Source organism: Pectobacterium aroidearum, assembly GCF_015689195.1.
GTDB lineage: Bacteria > Pseudomonadota > Gammaproteobacteria > Enterobacterales > Enterobacteriaceae > Pectobacterium > Pectobacterium aroidearum.
In genome coordinates this window covers 3,587,951-3,606,624 of sequence record NZ_CP065044.1, presented here as the reverse complement: position 1 = coordinate 3,606,624, position 18,674 = coordinate 3,587,951, and the positions used below count along the sequence as shown (strand labels likewise).

Below are 18,674 nucleotides of genomic sequence, written 5' to 3'. Positions count from 1 at the left end.
TCCAACGGTATTAGCACTGACATATGTACATCATACTAAAAAATATAACTCCCGCGTCTGCGGGAGTTATGGATGCTATCTATATGGGGGCGTTTTCGCCCCACACAAGGGGGCTTAACCGAACCAGTGATGGAACATCAATTTGATGTAGTCGATCATGCGGCCAAAGATCCCGCCTTCTTTCACTTCGTTCATCACAACCAGCGGGCGCTGATCGATGGTTTTGCCATCGAGCTGGAAGTTGATAGAACCCACAACCTGATTTTTGGCTAACGGCGCATGCAATTCCGTGTTGTCCAGAACATAGCTGGCTTTCAGATCTTTCATACGGCCACGTGGAATGGTCAGGTAGGCATCTTTCTCAACGCCCAGCGCAACGCGGTCGCTGTCGCCAAACCAGACGGGCTCGGAAGCGAACTCTTTGCCTGCTTTCAACGGTGCGACGGTTTCAAAGAAGCGGAAGCCCCAGGTCAGCAGTTTTTTACTTTCGGATTCGCGTCCTTTGGCATTACGTCCACCCAGTACGGCAGAAATCAGACGCATCTGACCTTCTGTGGCTGAAGCGACCAGATTAAAGCCGGCTGATGACGTGTGGCCTGTTTTGATGCCGTCAACATTCAGGCTGGAATCCCACAGTAAACCGTTACGGTTAGGCTGGCGGATGTTGTTGAATGTGAACTCTTTCTCTTTGTAGGTTGCGTACTCTTCTGGAACATCGCGAATCAGCGCCTGACCGATCAGGGCCATATCACGCGCCGAGCTGAACTGGCCCGGTGCATCCAGACCGTGCACGGTTTCAAAATTGGTATTCTGCAGCCCCAGAGCTTTCACGTAACCGTTCATCAGGTTAACGAAGGCGTCCTGACTTCCCGCAACGTAGTCGGCCATCGCGACACAGGCATCGTTACCGGATTGCAGGATAATGCCGCGGTTTAATTGGGAGACGGGAACACGGTCGCCCGGCTTCAGGAACATCAGGGAAGAGCCCTGGAAGGTTGGGTTACCGGTTGCCCAGGCATCTTTACCGACGGTAACGATGTCGTTAGGGCTGATTTTTCCTGATTTAATCGCCTGACCAATCACGTAGCTGGTCATCATTTTCGTTAAGCTGGCCGGATCGCGGCGCGTGTCAGCGTTCATTTCCGCCAACACTTTTCCAGAGTTGTAATCAATCAGGATGTAGGATTCAGCATCGATTTGCGGAACGCCGGGGATCATCGTTTTAAGATTGATATCTTCGGCATAGGCAAAGGAAGAGGCGCTAATGACGAGCAGTGCGCCAAGCGCAGTACGCTTAGTAAAACGAGACGTGTTTACAGTATTCATGATTGGAACAACAACATCCGTGGGTATGAGTTAAAAAACGAGCCACACTATAGCAGATGGGGAATAGGCAGGCATCAGGCATTACGTTACGTGATTTTGCAAAAGGGCGGTATGTTCAATGTCATAGCCGCCGTTTTCGCATGGTAAGCCTGCCGATTATCCGTGACTAGAGGGTGCCGGGTGCGGCGGTAATAAACGACTGCTGCTGAGCTTCGACTGACAAACGTTGTTGAAGTTCAGCGGCTTGCTGACGATTCTGGAATGGCCCTAGCTGGATACGGTACAGTCCACCGCTCGCCGTGACTTTACCGGCTACGCGGAAGCGTTCGCTCAGGCTGCGCTGCCAGGTTTGCGCGCGTTGCTGATCGCTCAGCGCCCCGACCTGTACCACATAGCGACCCGTGGCGGAGGAGGATACCGCCGAGGGAGCGGCAACCGCTGCAGCTGACGCGGCTGGTGCGACGTTCAGTGGTGCGGCAGATGGGGACGATGTTGCCGTTGGCGCCACGTTGGACTCAACTACGCCAGCGCGCAGGGCAGAAGGAGCCCCCAGAAAACCACCGCTGTGCGATGGTGCGCTGCTCTGCGGTTGCGTGTTTTCTGTAGGGGCACTCAGGCTGCTATTGCTGATTGGGCGAACAGCGCTGTTGGGCGTTGGTGAAGTGCTTTCCATCATTGGCGTCCCCAGCCCGCTGGCACCGAAGCTCGGGCGCTCTGGCAGAGCGAAGCTTTGCTTGGCGACGGTGGTGCCCACGGTTCCAGGACCGGAGAGCGTCCCATCTGGCGCGACGTTGATGAAGTCCACTTTTACTTTGGTATTGTTCGAGATATTCAGTCGATCGCCTGCAGCCTTCGACAGATCGATAATTCTGCCCGGCGTATACGGCCCGCGGTCATTCACGCGCACAACCAGACGGCGACCGTTACTCAGGTTGGTGACGCGGACATAGCTTGGCAGCGGCAGCGTTGGGTGGGCGGCGGTGATCGCGTTAGGATCAAACGTTTCGCCGATTGACGTGCGATTACCGCTGGCTTCTTCGCCGTACCAGGCGGCTAGGCCAGTCTCACTAAAGTTTTGTGGATCTTTGACAATTTTATAGCTCTTGCCTTTGATGCTGTAGTCCTGCAGCGTCCCCTGATTGTAGGGTTCGTAACGCGGTTCTGCACCGCCGATTTCCTCGACGGGGCCGCTATAAACCTGAGTCACTGGTGGGGCAGGCTGTCGCTGTTCCGTGGTGGTACAGGCAGCAAGCGCCAGAGTTGCTACGCCGATCCAAAGCCAATCCTTACGCATTGCTCACCTCATGTTATAAATTTTTGGATAGCAGTTTGCGGTGAGTATGTATCGACATGACGATACCGAACCCCGCCATTAAGACGACCAGCGCCGATCCGCCATAGCTGATTAGCGGTAGCGGCACGCCAACGACGGGAAGTATACCGCTGACCATCCCGATATTGACGAAAACATAGAAAAACAGAATCAGCATCAGCCCGCCGACCATCACTCGGCCGAACGAGGTTTGCGCATTAGCAGCAATGACCAGACCGCGCATGATCATGAACAGATACATGGCGAGCAGAATCAAGACGCCGATTAAGCCGAGCTCTTCTGACAGTACGGCAAAGATAAAGTCGGTGTGGCGTTCTGGCAAAAACTCTAACTGAGACTGTGTGCCGTGCAGCCAACCTTTTCCAGACAGGCCACCCGAGCCTATCGCAATTTTCGACTGAATAATATGGTATCCGGCACCAAGCGGGTCGCTTTCTGGATCGAGTAGCATCATGACCCTGGCGCGCTGATAATCATGCATCAGGAAAAACCAGAGTATAGGAATAAAAGCGGCGAGTAGCAGGACGGCGATACCAATCAAGCGCCAGCTCATACCCGCGAGGAAAAGCACAAACAGCCCTGAGAGCGCGACCAGAATCGAGGTGCCTAAATCCGGCTGGGCGGCAACCAGCAGCGTAGGGACAAAAATCAGCACCAGTGCGATTGCCGTATTTTTTAGCGATGGCGGGCACATATCACGGTTAATAAAACGCGCGACCATTAGCGGTACAGCGATCTTGGCAATTTCCGACGGTTGGAAACGGATAAAACCCAGATCCAGCCAGCGCTGCGCACCTTTACTAATCTGTCCGAAAATATCCACGATGAGCAGCAAAATTACGCAGAATACGTAGAGGTAGGGAGCCCAGCCCTCATACACGCGGGGAGGGATTTGCGCCATCACGATCATCACCGTAAACCCCAGTACGATTTGAACGACTTTTCGTTCCATCATACCGACGTCTTGCCCGCTGGCGCTCCATAAGACAAATAGGCTATAGCCCAGCAGTGCCAGGATGCAGAGAAGAAACGGGAGGTCGATGTGGATTTTCGCCCAGAACGATCCCTTTTGTTGGCTATCGGTCATGACTGTCTGTTACTCACTCTCGCTACCCGGTGGCGCAGGGGGCGCACTGGGTAAATCAGTATTGTTATCACCCAACAGGATATGATCAAGGATCTGGCGAGTGATGGTGCCAACGGTCGGGCCAGCCCCACCGTTTTCCAGAATGACCGATACCGCTACTTTAGGATTTTTGTACGGGGCAAAGGCAACCATTAATTTATGGTCACGCAGATGTTCTGCGATCTTGTGCGCATTATAGGTTTCGTTTTCTTTCAGGCCGAAGACCTGAGCTGTACCGGATTTTGCCGCAATCTTATAGGGAGCATCCTCGAAGCTTTTGTGTGCGGTGCCGTTAGGTCGATTCGCCACGCCATACATACCATCTTTTGCTACTTCCCAATAGCCAGAGTGGATATCGCCGATTTGCTGATTCTCAGCCTGTCGGTAAGGCACAATCGCCCCATTTTCTCGCGAGCTATACAGCAGATGTGGCGTTTTGACCTGCCCGTCATTGATCAGTGTAACCAACGCCTTATTCATCTGAATGGGCGTTGCCGTCCAGTAGCCCTGTCCGATCCCGACGGGAATGGTGTCGCCCTGATACCAGGGTTTTTTGAATCGTCCTAATTTCCACTCGCGCGTTGGCATATTGCCTTTGCTTTCTTCTGAAATATCGATACCAGTTTTCTCGCCGTAACCAAATTTGGTCATCCATTCGGACAGGCGGTCGATACCCATGTCATAAGCGACCTGATAGAAGAAGGTATCCGCAGACTCTTCCAGCGATTTGGTGAGATTCAGGCGACCATGTCCCCATTTTTTCCAGTCGCGAAAGCGTTTTTCAGAACCGGGTAATTGCCACCAGCCGGGATCAAACAGGCTGGTGTTAGTCGTAATCACACCCGTAGTCAGAGCGGAAACCGCGATATAGGGTTTCACGGTGGAGGCGGGTGGGTACACCCCCTGCGTTGTGCGATTGATTAACGGGCGATTAGGATCGTTTTGTAGTTTGTTATAGTTTTTGGTGGAAATCCCGTCGACAAAGAGGTTGGGGTCGTAACTGGGTGTAGAAACCATCGCCAGAATACCGCCATCGCGCGGGTCAGTGACGATGACAGCGGCACGGCTACCTTCGAGTAATTTTTCGATGTAGATTTGCAGACTCAGGTCCAACGTCAGATAAATATCGCGTCCGGCCTGCGGTGGCTGCTCGTGGAGCTGACGGATTACGCGGCCGCGGTTGTTGACTTCAACTTCCTCATAGCCGGGTTTGCCGTGCAGTAAATCTTCGTAATGACGCTCGATGCCCAGCTTACCGATGTCATGTGTGGCGGCGTAATCGGCGATTTTTTCTTCTTTGGTCAGCCGTTCTACGTCTTTATCGTTGATTTTGGAGACATAGCCCGTGACGTGCGTCAGCGCAGAACCATAAGGATAATAGCGGCGCTGGTAGCCTTTAATTTCAACGCCGGGGAAGCGATATTGATTGACGGCAAAGCGGGCAACCTGAATCTCATTGAGCCCGGTTTTCACCGGAATAGAGGTAAAGCGGCGTGAGCGCTTACGCTCTTTTTCAAAACTTTCCAGATCGTCATCGGTCAGATCGACGACGGGCCGCAGCGCTTCCAGCGTCTCTTTAAGGTTGTCTACTTTGTCGGGCACCAGCTCTAACTGGTAGATGGTGCGGTTTAACGCCAGCGGTGTGCCGTTACGGTCATAGATGATGCCACGGCTGGGTGCGATAGGAACCAGCTTAATGCGGTTCTCATTAGAACGTGTGCGGTAGTCATCAACACGCACAATCTGCAGATGATAAAGGTTAGCGACTAATACACCGGAAAGCAGCAAAATGCCCAGAAAGGCGACCAAAGCACGGCGCACAAACAGGGCAGACTCAGCCGTATAATCACGAAAGGGTTTACGTTCTACTTTCATCCAGCGTTATTTCACAGGTTTCATCGTATCGCCTTACTCCCGATGGTAAGGGTGATTAGTCGTAATGCTCCATGCACGATACAGGCTCTCTGCCACCAGTACACGGACGAGCGGGTGCGGCAGCGTTAATGGCGAGAGTGACCAGCTTTGTTCCGCTGCGGCTTTGCACTCTGGCGCAAGTCCTTCAGGGCCGCCAATCAGCAGGCTGACGTCGCGTCCGTCCTGTTTCCAACGCTCCAGCTGTTGCGCCAACTGCGGCGTCTCCCAGCGAGTCCCTGGAATATCGAGCGTAACAATGCGGTTGCCTTTACCCACCGCAGCCAGCATCTGTTCGCCTTCGCGCTCCAGGATGCGTTTGATGTCCGCATTTTTACCCCGTTTCCCCGCTGGAATTTCGAGTAATTCGAAAGGCATGTCTTTGGGAAAACGGCGCAGATAATCGGTGAAACCAGTCTGCACCCAGTCGGGCATTTTGGTGCCAACGGCGACCAGTTGCAGTTTCATACTAGCCCCACAGTTTTTCCAATTCGTACAACTGGCGGCTTTCTTCTTGCATGACATGAACCATCACATCACCCAAATCGACAACAACCCAGTCAGCGGCGCTTTCGCCTTCGACACCGAGTGGGATCAGACCCGCGGCACGTGAAGATTGCACGACGTGATCGGCAATAGAAGCGACGTGACGCGTAGAGGTTCCCGTACAGATAACCATGTAATCGGTAATGCTGGATTTACCCTGCACATTGAGTGCAACGATATCCTGAGCTTTTAAGTCATCGACCTTATCAATAACGAAATCTTGGAGTGCTTGGCCTTGCAAAGGTTCCCCCTCAATGGCGTTCTGTCTTCAACTGACAGAGGCGCGTGGCGCTGAATTGTTTAGGAAAAACGTGAATCACCGAGTAATTGCCGAGAATTTCCGCTTTTCCCGGTGATTGAAACCAGCCGCGGAGTATATCACGCACTTTTACCGAGTGGTATAAAGCCCGTGGCTGATGGGCAGGAAAAGCGGTGTTATTGGTACAGGCTGTTTTCGTCGATATAACTGAGTACGGCGGGAGGTAATAAATCGTGGCAGTCCAGACCTTGCTGCCGACGTTGGCGAATTTCCGTGGCGGAGATGGTGACCAGCGGCGTGTCTGCCAAAAAGATCCGCCCTTGCGCTTGGCGGTGGAGATCGTCTGGCCTGTGTGTCAGATGGTCGTCCAGCCACTGTTGTAATTCGGGTGTTTCCAGCGTCGAGCGATAGCCGGGACGTGCGCACACCAGCAAATGACAGACGCCGAGTAGATCCTGCCAGCGATGCCAGTGGTGTAGCGTCAGCAGCGAATCCTGCCCGATGATAAAACCCAACGGCGCATTACGGCCTTTTTCAGCCCTCAACGCTTCCAATGTTTCAATGGTGTAAGAGGGGGTTTGCCGTTGCAGTTCACGATCGTCTACGGTAAAGAGCGGATTGCCTTCAACAGCCAGCTCAGCCATATGAAAACGCTGTTGGGAACTGGCTTCAGGCTGCTGTCGATGCGGCGGAACATTATTGGGCAGCAGAACCACCTGAGTCAGCCCCACGAGGTTTGCCAGTGCCGTCACTGGCTGGAGATGACCGTAATGAATCGGGTCGAACGTGCCGCCAAAAAATGCGGTTAGCGATGGTGTGGCGGGGGACTGATTCAGATGAATGCCTCCGGTAATGCTTTGCCGCACAGCAGCATGGCAAGCGATTCAAGTTCAGACCAGACGGGCTGACCGTAGTCTTGTTTTAGCGTTATTTCCACCTGCGTCAGCAATCGCACAGCCTGCTGTAGCTGTTGCAGAGACAGCCGCTGTAATGCCTGAGTGAGCAGGTCACGCCGATTTTGCCACACCTTTTGCTGATCGAATAACGTACGCAGCGGCGTGTCTGACATACGCCGCTTCAGCGCCAACAGCTGCAGCAACTCACGTTGTAGCGTGCGCAGCAAAATAACCGGTTCGCAATCTTCCTGCTGTAGCTGCTGTAAAATGTGCCAGGCGCGTTTGCTTTTCCCTGCCAGTAGCGCATCGAGCCAGTGGAACGGCGTGAAGTGGGCGGCATCATTAACTGCGCTTTCCACACGCGGCAGGGTCAGCTTACCATCAGGGTAAAGCAGCGACAGCCGTTCTAACGCCTGAGAAAGCGCAAGAAGATTGCCTTCATAGCAATAGCAAATGAGCTGCGTAGCCTGTTCATCCAGCGTTAACTTCATGGATTTGGCGCGCTGTGAAACCCAACGGGGAAGCTGTGCCTGTTCTGGCGTCAGACAATTGATATAGACGCTGTCTTGCGCGAGTGCTTTGAACCAGGCGCTGTTTTCCTGCGCTTTGGTCAGCTTATGACCGCGCAGAATCAGCAAAATATCGGGATGCAATAGCCCGGAAAGCTTGACCAGATTTTCGCTCATCGCGGCATTTGGGCCATTTTCCGGCAAGATCAGTAAGAGCGATTGGCGTGAAGCAAACAGGCTGAGCGCCTGACAGGTGCTGAAAATCGCATCCCAGTCGGTATGAGGATCCAGAATGAAGCTGAAATGTTCGCTAAACTCGTGCTGTTGAGCGACCCGTTTGATGCTATCGAGGCTTTCCTGTAGCAGGAGTGGGTCTGACCCGAAGACCAAATAACAACCGCGCAGCCCCTCATGGAGCTGCGCGGTCAGTTGCTCGGGGTAAAGCCGAATCATGAACGCGTGGCGGCAGCGGTGGAATGCTGCCGATTTTTGACTTCCTGACTACCGTTGACGGTCAGCAATTTACGCACCAACTGCTGGGCAGCCTGCTCACGCATTTCCTGACGAACGATGTCCTGTTCTGCATCTTTCGCCAGTGCCGCCAGCGGGTTATCAAAGAACGTGCGGAACACGGTCACGCTGAGCGGATAAATATCTTCACCCGGCATCAGCACCTGCGCCTGCAATGTCAGCACCATCTGGTACTCCGCCGTTTTACCATCCTGAAAAATAGAGACAGTATCGCGCGTTTCGCTTGAGCCCAGTACCCGCAGAGACGGGATATCCTGACGTGTCGCATCGTCAACGATTTTCACATCGCTGAGACGGAGCTGCTCGCGTACCGCACGCGTGAGCGGGCCATAAGGGTCACTGCTGTCAAGCACCAGCGTTTGTAACTGCGCAGGCACTTGTGTCGTGCCGCGCAGGTGAAAACCGCAGCCAGCGGTGATTAACACCGCTAGCCCCAGCAACAGCGTGAATAGACGATGTCGCACAGTTCCTCCTTGCCTTAACCCACAACCAGGTTAAGCAGTTTGCCAGGGACATAAATCACTTTACGAACCGTGACGCCGTCCAGATATTTCGCGACCAGCGGTTCCTGAGCAGCGCGTTCGCGAACCTGTTCTTCGCTTGCGTCAGCGGCAACGGTAATTTTACCACGTACTTTACCGTTCACCTGCACAACAACCAGCTTGGAATCTTCAACCATTGCGCTCTCATCGGCAACCGGCCACGGCGCCGTATCGATGTCGCCTTCGCCTTGCAGCGCCTGCCACAGCGTGAAGCAGACATGTGGCGTGAACGGATAGAGCATACGAACAACGGCCAACAGCGTTTCCTGCGTCAGTGCGCGATCCTGATCGCTGTCCTGCGGCGCTTTAGCCAGTTTGTTCATCAGTTCCATGATGGCGGCGATCGCAGTGTTGAAGGTCTGGCGGCGGCCGATATCATCGGTCACTTTCGCGATCGTTTTGTGCAGGTCGCGGCGCAGTGATTTCTGATCTTCCGTCAGCGTAGCGACATCCAACGCCGTTGTTGCGCCTTTCTCGGTGTGCTCAAAGGCTTGTCTCCAGACGCGTTTCAGGAAGCGGTTCGCGCCTTCTACGCCGGATTCCTGCCATTCCAGCGTCATTTCTGCCGGAGAAGCAAACATCATGAACAGACGAACGGTATCTGCACCGTATTTCTCTACCATGACCTGCGGGTCGATGCCGTTGTTCTTCGACTTCGACATTTTGCTCATGCCGGCGTAGATCACGTCGCGACCTTCGTTATCGACGGCTTTGACGATGCGTCCTTTCTCATCACGCTCAACGTTAACGTCGATAGGAGAAACCCAGACGCGCTCGCCGTTGTTGCCCAGATAGTAGAAGGCATCGGCCAGCACCATGCCCTGACACAGCAGACGTTTGGCAGGTTCGTCAGAAGTAACCAGACCCGCGTCGCGCATCAGTTTGTGGAAGAAGCGGAAATACATCAGGTGCATGATGGCGTGTTCGATACCGCCAACGTATTGGTCAACGGGCAGCCAGTAGTTGGCGGCAGCCGGATCCAGCATTCCCTGATCGTACTGCGGGCAAGTATAGCGCGCGTAGTACCAGGAGGATTCCATAAAGGTATCGAACGTGTCGGTTTCACGCAGCGCAGGCTGACCGTTAACGGTGGTCTTCGCCCATTCTGGGTTAGATTTCAGCGGGCTGGTGATGCCGTCCATCACGACATCTTCCGGCAGGATCACTGGCAACTGATCTTCTGGCGTCGGGATAACGGTGCCGTCTTCCAGTGTCACCATTGGAATTGGCGCGCCCCAGTAGCGCTGACGAGATACACCCCAGTCGCGCAGGCGATAGTTGACTTTACGTTCGCCAATGCCTTTCTCTACCAGCTTATCGGCAATGGCGTTAAAGGCTGCATCGAAATCCAGGCCGTCAAATTCACCGGAATTGAACAGGTTGCCTTTTTCCGTCATGGCTTCAGCAGACAGGTCGGGCTCGCTGCCATCGGCGTTCAGGATGACTGGCTTAATGGACAAGTCATATTTGGTGGCGAATTCCCAGTCGCGCTGGTCGTGACCCGGAACGGCCATCACAGCACCTGTACCGTATTCCATCAGGACGAAGTTGGCGACCCAGATAGCGACTTTCTCGCCGTTCAACGGGTGAATCGCATACAGGCCGGTGGCCATGCCTTTTTTCTCCATTGTCGCCATATCGGCTTCGGCAACTTTGGTATTACGGCATTCTGCAATGAAATCGGTCAGCGCCGGGTTCGCTGCGGCAGCTTGTGCGGCGAGAGGGTGACCTGCGGCAACGGCCACGTAGGTCACGCCCATGAACGTATCCGGGCGCGTGGTGTAAACGGTCAGTTTCTCGGCGCTGTCCGCCACGTCAAAGGTGATTTCCACACCTTCGGAGCGGCCAATCCAGTTACGCTGCATGGTTTTGACCTGCTCAGGCCAGCTTTCCAGCGTATCCAGATCGTTTAGCAATTGGTCTGCATAAGCGGTGATTTTGATAAACCACTGCGGAATCTCTTTGCGTTCAACTTTGGTGTCGCAGCGCCAGCAGCAGCCATCGATAACCTGTTCGTTCGCCAGTACAGTTTGGTCGTTCGGGCACCAGTTAACGGCGGAGGTTTTTTTATAAACCAGACCTTTCTCGTACAGTTTGGTGAAGAACCACTGTTCCCAACGGTAGTAGTCGGGTTTACAGGTCGCGACTTCGCGATCCCAGTCATAGCCAAAGCCCAGCAGTTTGAGCTGGTTTTTCATGTAGTCGATGTTGGCGTAGGTCCAGGGCGCTGGCGCGGTGTTGTTCTTGACCGCAGCGCCTTCGGCCGGCAGACCAAAAGCATCCCAACCAATCGGTTGTAGAACGTTTTTACCCAGCATGCGCTGATAGCGGGAGATCACGTCGCCAATGGTGTAGTTACGGACGTGGCCCATATGTAGTCGGCCAGAAGGGTAAGGCAGCATGGAAAGGCAATAGTATTTTTCCTTGCCGGGCTGTTCGGTGACTTTAAATGTCTGCTTCTCTTGCCAGTGAAGCTGGACGTCCGCTTCTATCTCTTCTGGGCGGTATTGCTCTTGCATGGCTGCCAGGGGTCCTGTTTAGTGAAGAATCGCTACGTGAGTAGCCTGTTCTGATTCATAACAAAAGATCCGCATAGCATAGCCGTAAGCGGCGCGTGCAACAACACCCAGCGCCCGACTGAGGAATATTTATGATTTATGAGCAGCATACTGCGAGGAATTACGCAAATTGGTGACAATTTCCTCAGGTGTGCGGAAAAAATAATCTAAAATAGAGAGAGATAGGCAACATATCGGTTCTTTATCTGGTGTGCCAGACGGCGAATAGTCGTGCTTTATCGCCCTTCAACCCGCTTATTCAGGAGGAAGCATGAATAAACTAGCCCGCTATTACCGCGAGTTAATGGCTTCAGTTACAGCCCGGCTGAACAACGGTGAACGCGATCTTGATAGTCTGGTGCAGAGCGCCCGCAAAACCTTGCAGGAAGGCTCGGAGCTGACGCAGAAAGAAATAGAACAGGTGATTCAGGCTGTTCAGCGCGATTTGGAAGAGTTTGGCCGTAGCTATAGCGAAAGCCAGGATGAGTTCACTGACAGCGTTTTTATGCGAGTCATCAAGGAAAGCCTGTGGCAGGAACTTGCGGATATTACGGATAAAACGCAGTTGGAGTGGCGTGAGATTTTTAAAGATGTGAATCATCACGGGGTATATCACAGTGGTGAAGTGGTGGGGCTAGGCAATCTGGTGTGTGAGAACTGCCATCACCATATAGCCTTCTACACGCCGGAGGTCTTGCCACTGTGCCCGAAATGCTCGCATGACCTGTTCCATCGCCAGCCATTTCAGCCGTAGGGCTGCCTAAAGAGATAAAGTCTGTTGAGCGGTAGTAACGGATAGATCGTAAAGACGCTGTAAATACATCCCTGTACGCTCGGATTGCGCCATCCCTGGCGCAAACGCTTTACTCTTCTATTCCGTTACTGCCGTTCTCGTTCAGAAAATAAGTTTGTCAACAGTCTGATAAAGCGTGCCTTGCGGCACGCTTTGTTTGCGTATTAATGCAGGATTTTCGCCAGGAAGTCTTTCGCGCGCTCGGACTGTGGGTTATTGAAGAAATCATCCTTGCGGGTGTCTTCAACGATTTTTCCCTCATCCATAAAGATCACGCGGTGCGCCACCTTACGAGCAAAGCCCATTTCATGGGTGACGACCATCATGGTCATGCCTTCCTGCGCCAATTCAACCATGACGTCCAGCACTTCATTGATCATCTCTGGATCGAGTGCAGATGTCGGTTCATCAAATAACATCGCGATAGGATCCATACACAGCGCACGGGCGATAGCGACACGCTGTTGCTGACCACCGGAAAGCTGACCCGGATACTTGTTGGCGTGTGCAGCCAGACCAACGCGCTCCAACAGTTTCTGCGCCTTCGCTTTGGCGTCTTCACGCTTGCGCTTTAGCACTTTTACCTGCGCGAGCGTCAGGTTCTCAATAATCGACAGATGCGGGAACAGTTCAAAGTGTTGGAACACCATCCCGACTTTGGAACGTAGCTGGGCCAGATTGGTTTTTTTATCGTTAACGGCAGTCCCGTTGACGGTAATTTCACCTTTTTGGATCGGTTCCAGGCCATTTACGGTTTTAATCAGGGTTGATTTGCCGGAGCCAGAAGGCCCACAGACGACTACGACTTCACCTTTTTTTACTTCTGTGGAGCAGTCGGCTAGCACCTGAAATTGGCCATACCATTTAGAAACATTTTTCAGGGAAATCATCAAACCGTCCTTTTTTTCAGGTAACTGACCAGCATTGAGGCTGAAATGCTGAAGATAAAATAAATGAACCCGGCAAACAGGATCATTTCAACTTGTGTTCCGTCACGCTCGCCGATGGTTGAGGCGGTACGGAAGAAATCAGCGAGGCTGAGCACGTAAACCAGTGAGGTATCCTGGAACAGGACAATCCCTTGCGTCAGCAACAATGGCACCATGGCGCGGAATGCCTGCGGCAGAATAACCAGCTTCATGGATTGCCACTGCGTCATGCCTAATGCCAGTGCCGCGGAGGATTGACCGCGCGATATGCTGAGGATACCCGCACGAATAATTTCAGAATAATAGGCTGCCTCGAACAGCGAGAAGGCTACCATAGCTGAAATCAGGCGAATATCGGTTTTCGGCGATAGCCCAAGCACATTTTGTAATAAGCTAGGAACCACCAGATAGAACCACAGCAGCACCATGACAAGTGGAACGGAGCGGAACAGGTTCACATACAGTTTGGCGAACCAACTGATAGGTTTTATCGGCGACAGGCGCATTACCGCCAGAATCGTGCCCCACACAATCCCGAATACTACCGCCGTCAGCGTAATCTTGAGTGTAACAACCATCCCCTGAATCAGGTACGGCATGCTTGGCCCAATTGAGCTCCAGTCAAATTCATACATGATTTATTTGCTCCCCATATTGCCCGGCAAACGGGTTTTTCGCTCAACGACCTGCATAATCAACATAATGATGGCATTGATGCCAACGTACGCCAGCGTGATGGCGGTAAAGGATTCATACGCGTGGGCGGAATAATCCAGCAGTTTCCCTGCCTGTGCCGCCATATCAACCAGACCAATCGTGGACGCGATGGCCGAGTTTTTGACCAGGTTTAACATCTCTGACGTCAATGGCGGAACAATGACGCGGTACGCATTGGGCAGCAACACATAGCGGTAAGTTTGTGGCAGCGTCAGGCCCATTGCCAATCCGGCAGCTTTCTGCCCGCGCGGTAGCGATTGAATCCCCGCACGCACCTGCTCACAAACGCGCGCTGCGGTGAAGAGTCCCAGACAAATCATTGATGACAGGAAGAACTGAATATTCGGGTCTAGCTCGGCTTTAAACCACATGCCGATGCTGGCAGGAAGCAGTTCGGGCACCACCAAATACCAGGTAAAGAACTGGACAATCAGTGGGACGTTGCGAAATAGCTCGACGTAGCAGGTACCAATGCCCGCAACAAAGCGGTTCGGGACGGTACGCAAGATTCCAAATAAAGAACCAACGAGAAAGGCGATAATCCAGGCACAGATAGACAATGTGACGGTAACTTGCAGACCGGACAAAATCCACCCGAGGTAGGTTGTGTTGCCGAAAGGGGCGGCTTGTAGAAATATGCCCCAGTTCCAATCTATTGACATAACGAACTCCGGTAAAAAAAGGGTAGCGAAGCTACCCTGAAGATTGATGAGCGGCCATATTCCCGTTCTGTTTCAAACTACAGGCGTATTGTTTGTTTTCCTGTTTATCGAAATTTCTCGGGGCAACATGTGATGGGGAACGACCATCACATGCCTGTCTGTCCTGCCACGAATCAGCAATCAGAGGGCAGATGACTCTGCCCTTATTCTCATTATTAATTAGTTGAGCGCTTTGTCATTTGGCGCTTTGAACAAGGCCTTCATTTCGTCTGACAGTGCAAAGTTCAGGTTAAGATCTTTTGGCGGAATAGGTTGTTTAAACCAGCGATCGAACCATTTCTCAGCTTCACCGGAGGTCTGAACTTCAGCGATGGTGTCATCAACCAGTTTCTTGAATTGCGGGTCGTCTTTACGCAGCATACAGCCGTAGGCTTCTTCAGACTGTGCTTTGCCGACGATATCCCACTGATCGGCACTTTTCGCTTTCGCACGTTCGCCAGCCAGCAGAGCATCATCCATCATAAAGGCCACAGCACGGCCGCTTTCCAGCGTACGGAAGGAGTCGCCGTGGTCTTTCGCACTGATGATGCGCATCTTCATCTGTTTTTCTTCATTCAGCTTATTCAGCAGAACTTCAGAGGTGGTACCGGAAGTCACTACGACGGTTTTACCCGCCAGATCTGGGAAGTCTTTTACGCCGGAGTCTTTTTTGGTTAACAGACGCGTACCGACCACGAAAATGGTGTTAGAGAACGCGGCTTGTTTCTGGCGTTCCAGGTTGTTGGTCGTTGAACCACACTCAAAATCGAATGTACCATTCTGTAACAGAGGGATACGGTTCTGAGAGGTGATAGGGAGTAGCTTGACCTGCAGGTTAGGCGCATCCAGTTTTTTCTTAACCGCTTCGACAATTTTGTCAGAGTAGGCTTGAGAGTAGCCGACCACTTTTTGCGTGTTGTCATAGTAAGAAAAAGGCACGGACGATTCGCGGTGTCCAATGACGATCACGCCATTATCTTTGACCTTTTTCAATGTACCGGCCAGATCTTCAGCCTGAGCTACGCTGGCGGCGGTGCCAAGCAGAAGCAGTGATAATGCCAGTTTACGCATTTGCATGTTCTAACTCCTTTGCTGTCGTTGCTGCAATAGTTATAGCGCTGTCATGAATAACCGTATGGTTAATATGCTCGTCATTTTCAAGTTAACGTGTATCGCTGCATCACTCATACATAACGCTTTGCGACTTATCAGTGATACCGCTGCACCGTTAAAGCGCGAAGTTACTGTCTATACAGTTAAAAAGTAGCTGATTGTAAATAGATTGAAATGGAAATGTTTGTTTTTTGCGATATCCGCCGCACCAAATAGCAGCAATATCATGGTGCGGCACCAATTTGGTGCGTTACTTGCCCCAGCAGAGCGCTCTAAGCCGACGCAATATCCAAAAAAATACAGAAACAATCCTTTACAGGGTAATAACAGGCAAATACCGTGCCATAAATAAAAAAAGGCATGCAAAAGCATGCCCTTAGGGAAGTGGAAAGAGGGAGGTTATCGGCGACGCAAACCGAAGAGAACGGTAACGATGCCGCCGAATAACGTGATGATCCAGAGCGGCCAGGAACCGAAACGTGCATAAGGTGTGATTCCGGTAGCGGGCACAACCTGCGTGCTCAGCACCGCACGCGTAAACTGCGGCAGGCTGGCGCTGACATTGCCATCAGGTGTAATCACCGCGGTGACGCCGTTATTGGTACTCCGAACCAGAGGACGACCTAATTCCAGCGCGCGCATGCGTGCCATCTGGAAATGCTGCCACGGCCCAATTGAATGACCGAACCAGGCATCGTTCGAGATAGTCAGCAACATATCGGTGTCTGGCCGGAAGTTATCCCGTAACTGTTGGCCTAAGATAATCTCATAACAAATGGCGGCATTAAGCTTGAAGCCATGAACCGAGAGCTGAGGCTGGACGTAGTCTCCCCGGCTGAACGATGACATAGGAAGATCGAAGAACGGCGCCAGCGGGCGTAACAGCGTTTCCAACGGGACAAACTCGCCAAAAGGCACCAGATGGTTTTTGTTGTAACGGTTCGTTGTAGGGTAGTGGTACGGATCTTTGTCGCCCAACACGATAACCGAGTTATAAAAATCGGTTTTGTTACCCTCACGCCGGATATCGACGATACCTGTAATCAGGCTGCTATTGCGGCTACGCAAGATATCGTCAACCTGTTTCAGATAAGCGCCCTGACGACTTTCAATATCAGGAATCGCCGTTTCCGGCCAGATCACGATAGGTGCCTTGTCCATATAAGGCAGGCTGTTATCCAGATAGATCTTCAGCGTGTTCAATAGCTCATCTTGTTCCCATTTCATGGCCTGCGGGATATTGCCCTGTACCAGTGCGACATTGACGGCGCGTTCAGGTTGCAGGGTATACCACTGCACGTTGCGCAGCGGCCATGATAAAACGAAAACAGCGATAGCAATGGCCGCCGGAACGACTTTGCGTTGAGTGATGGCATAAACGAGTAGCCCGCTGAGACTCATCAACAGGAAGGTGATGGTGTCGATGCCCAGAATGGGCGCAATACCTTTTAGCGGGCCGTCAATCTGACTGTAGCCGAATTGTAGCCACGGAAAGCCCGTCAGCACCCAGCCGCGTAAAAATTCGGTTAACTGCCACAGCACGGGGGCGGCCAGTGCCAGACGCCACAGCGTTGTCTTCGGACTGAGGCGTGAGAGCAGGGCAGCAAACAGTAGCGGATAGAGCGATAAATAGGCCGCGAGCAGAATGACCAGTGCAATGTTTACAGGACCCGGCATCCCACCAAATTGCGCGATACTGACGTAAACCCAGTTAATGCCGCTGCCAAATAGGCCGAACCCCCAGCAAAAGCCTATCCAGGCTGACTGGCGGCTAGTACGGTTTAGTGTCAGCGCCTGTAGGCCCATGAGCGAGATAATCGCCGCGGGCCAGAAGTCAAAGGGAGAAAATGCCAGCGTGCCACAGGCACCAAATAAGAGCGCCAGCAGGGCTCTGACCTGCTGGCGTTGTAGAAAAGAAGCGACAACCATTGCCAAATTATTCTTCCAATTTTGGTTGAGGGGCATCGTCAGGGATTCTGACATGAACCTGAATAATACGGCGACTGTCCGCCATCGCAACCTTAAACAGGTAACCTTCTATGTCGATGGTTTCGCCTCGGGCAGGAAGGTGTCCAAAGGACTGCATCACCAAGCCGCCAATCGTATCGACTTCGTCATCGCTGAACCGTGTACCGAAAGCCTCATTGAAATCTTCAATATCGGTTAACGCACGGACGGTGTAAGTCTGGCGATTGAGCTGACGAATATCTCTGTCTTCTTCATCGTCGTATTCATCTTCAATTTCGCCGACAATCAGCTCAAGAATATCTTCAATCGTGACCAGGCCGGATACGCCGCCAAATTCATCGATGACAATCGCCATGTGATAACGCAGCGAGCGGAACTCATTCAGCATCCGATCAACGCGTTTACTTTCCGGCACAACAACAGCGGAACGCAGGACTTTATCCATACTGAAGGGTTCGGAATCGCTGCGCATAAACGGCAGCAAATCCTTAGCCATCAGGATGCCTTCAATGTGGTCTTTATCTTCGCTAATAACGGGGAAACGGGAGTGGGCGGATTCGATAATCACGTCCAGACACTCTTCCAGCGTTTGATCGCGCTTGAGCGTAATCATCTGCGAGCGAGGGATCATGATGTCGCGTACACGCTGGTCGGCGATATCCATGACGCCTTCGAGCATATCTCGTGTTTCAGGATCGATCAGGTCATTCTGTTCGGAATCACGAATCAGAGTGAGTAAACCGTTACGATCTTTTGGCTCGCCGTGAAAAAGCTGATTAAGAATAAGAGAAAAGAAGCCCTTTTTGGGACTGGGTGCATCGCTGTTTTGAGAATGGTCGTCGCTCATGCGTTTTAATTAACATCACTCTTGTTAAGGGATTATTGCCAGCAACTGGAAACGGCACAGTGGCTGATG

General features: G+C 52.4%; 17 protein-coding genes. 1 reads left to right on the top strand and 16 read right to left on the bottom strand.

All coding sequences use genetic code 11. From position 1 onward, the window contains the following. Positions 1-114: 114 nt before the first annotated feature. From dacA to leuS, 10 genes are all read right to left on the bottom strand, one after another. On the bottom strand, positions 115-1,326 hold the full coding sequence (gene dacA / locus I2D83_RS16150) for a D-alanyl-D-alanine carboxypeptidase DacA (RefSeq protein ID WP_014700744.1): 1,212 nt from the start codon (positions 1,324-1,326) through the stop codon (positions 115-117). Positions 1,327-1,492: 166 nt separating this feature from the next. Beyond that, positions 1,493-2,620, bottom strand: coding sequence for an endolytic peptidoglycan transglycosylase RlpA (gene rlpA / locus I2D83_RS16145; protein WP_180778353.1), 1,128 nt, complete (start codon positions 2,618-2,620; stop codon positions 1,493-1,495). A 13-nt stretch (positions 2,621-2,633) separates the two neighbouring features. Beyond that, complete coding sequence (gene mrdB, locus I2D83_RS16140; protein WP_015839464.1) at positions 2,634-3,746, bottom strand: peptidoglycan glycosyltransferase MrdB; 1,113 nt, start codon at positions 3,744-3,746, stop codon at positions 2,634-2,636. A gap of 9 nt (positions 3,747-3,755) precedes the next feature. Continuing rightward, on the bottom strand, positions 3,756-5,660 hold the full coding sequence (gene mrdA / locus I2D83_RS16135) for a peptidoglycan DD-transpeptidase MrdA (RefSeq protein WP_015839465.1): 1,905 nt from the start codon (positions 5,658-5,660) through the stop codon (positions 3,756-3,758). A gap of 33 nt (positions 5,661-5,693) precedes the next feature. Further along, positions 5,694-6,164: a 23S rRNA (pseudouridine(1915)-N(3))-methyltransferase RlmH gene (gene rlmH / locus I2D83_RS16130; RefSeq protein ID WP_015730925.1), complete on the bottom strand. Its 471-nt coding sequence runs from the start codon at positions 6,162-6,164 to the stop codon at positions 5,694-5,696. Position 6,165: 1 nt separating this feature from the next. After that, positions 6,166-6,483, bottom strand: a complete 318-nt coding sequence (rsfS, locus tag I2D83_RS16125; RefSeq protein ID WP_010284049.1) for a ribosome silencing factor — start codon at positions 6,481-6,483, stop codon at positions 6,166-6,168. Between the two features lie 194 nt (positions 6,484-6,677). Beyond that, on the bottom strand, positions 6,678-7,367 hold the full coding sequence (gene nadD / locus I2D83_RS16120; RefSeq protein ID WP_205946911.1) for a nicotinate-nucleotide adenylyltransferase: 690 nt from the start codon (positions 7,365-7,367) through the stop codon (positions 6,678-6,680). Further along, positions 7,334-8,359, bottom strand: coding sequence for a DNA polymerase III subunit delta (gene holA, locus I2D83_RS16115; protein ID WP_015839467.1), 1,026 nt, complete (start codon positions 8,357-8,359; stop codon positions 7,334-7,336). The genes nadD and holA overlap by 34 nt, the downstream gene beginning before the upstream one ends. Next, a complete protein-coding gene (gene lptE / locus I2D83_RS16110; RefSeq protein WP_181848071.1) occupies positions 8,356-8,901 on the bottom strand; it encodes an LPS assembly lipoprotein LptE in 546 nt (181 codons plus the stop codon). The genes holA and lptE overlap by 4 nt, the downstream gene beginning before the upstream one ends. 14 nt (positions 8,902-8,915) lie before the next feature. Next, on the bottom strand, positions 8,916-11,498 hold the full coding sequence (leuS, locus tag I2D83_RS16105; protein WP_205946910.1) for a leucine--tRNA ligase: 2,583 nt from the start codon (positions 11,496-11,498) through the stop codon (positions 8,916-8,918). Positions 11,499-11,808: 310 nt separating this feature from the next. Between leuS and I2D83_RS16100 the strand changes: the two genes are divergently transcribed. Further along, complete coding sequence (locus I2D83_RS16100) at positions 11,809-12,291, top strand: zinc ribbon-containing protein (RefSeq protein WP_015839470.1); 483 nt, start codon at positions 11,809-11,811, stop codon at positions 12,289-12,291. Positions 12,292-12,494: 203 nt separating this feature from the next. On the opposite strand, the gene I2D83_RS16095 is transcribed toward I2D83_RS16100, so the two are convergent. From I2D83_RS16095 to corC, 6 genes are all read right to left on the bottom strand, one after another. Beyond that, the gene (locus tag I2D83_RS16095; protein ID WP_005976306.1) at positions 12,495-13,220 is read right to left on the bottom strand and encodes an amino acid ABC transporter ATP-binding protein; all 726 of its coding nucleotides are present in this window, start codon (positions 13,218-13,220) and stop codon (positions 12,495-12,497) included. Next, positions 13,220-13,894, bottom strand: a complete 675-nt coding sequence (gltK, locus tag I2D83_RS16090) for a glutamate/aspartate ABC transporter permease GltK (protein WP_180778357.1) — start codon at positions 13,892-13,894, stop codon at positions 13,220-13,222. Before gltK ends, I2D83_RS16095 begins: the two co-directional genes overlap by 1 nt. Positions 13,895-13,897: 3 nt before the next feature. Next, on the bottom strand, positions 13,898-14,638 hold the full coding sequence (locus tag I2D83_RS16085; RefSeq protein ID WP_180778358.1) for an amino acid ABC transporter permease: 741 nt from the start codon (positions 14,636-14,638) through the stop codon (positions 13,898-13,900). A 219-nt stretch (positions 14,639-14,857) separates the two neighbouring features. Beyond that, entirely contained in the window at positions 14,858-15,754 is an 897-nt protein-coding gene (locus I2D83_RS16080) for an amino acid ABC transporter substrate-binding protein (RefSeq protein WP_015839473.1), read from the bottom strand. Between the two features lie 435 nt (positions 15,755-16,189). Beyond that, the gene (gene lnt / locus I2D83_RS16075) at positions 16,190-17,719 is read right to left on the bottom strand and encodes an apolipoprotein N-acyltransferase (protein ID WP_180778359.1); all 1,530 of its coding nucleotides are present in this window, start codon (positions 17,717-17,719) and stop codon (positions 16,190-16,192) included. 7 nt (positions 17,720-17,726) lie between these two features. Continuing rightward, entirely contained in the window at positions 17,727-18,605 is an 879-nt protein-coding gene (gene corC, locus I2D83_RS16070; protein ID WP_015839475.1) for a CNNM family magnesium/cobalt transport protein CorC, read from the bottom strand. Positions 18,606-18,674: the final 69 nt, after the last annotated feature.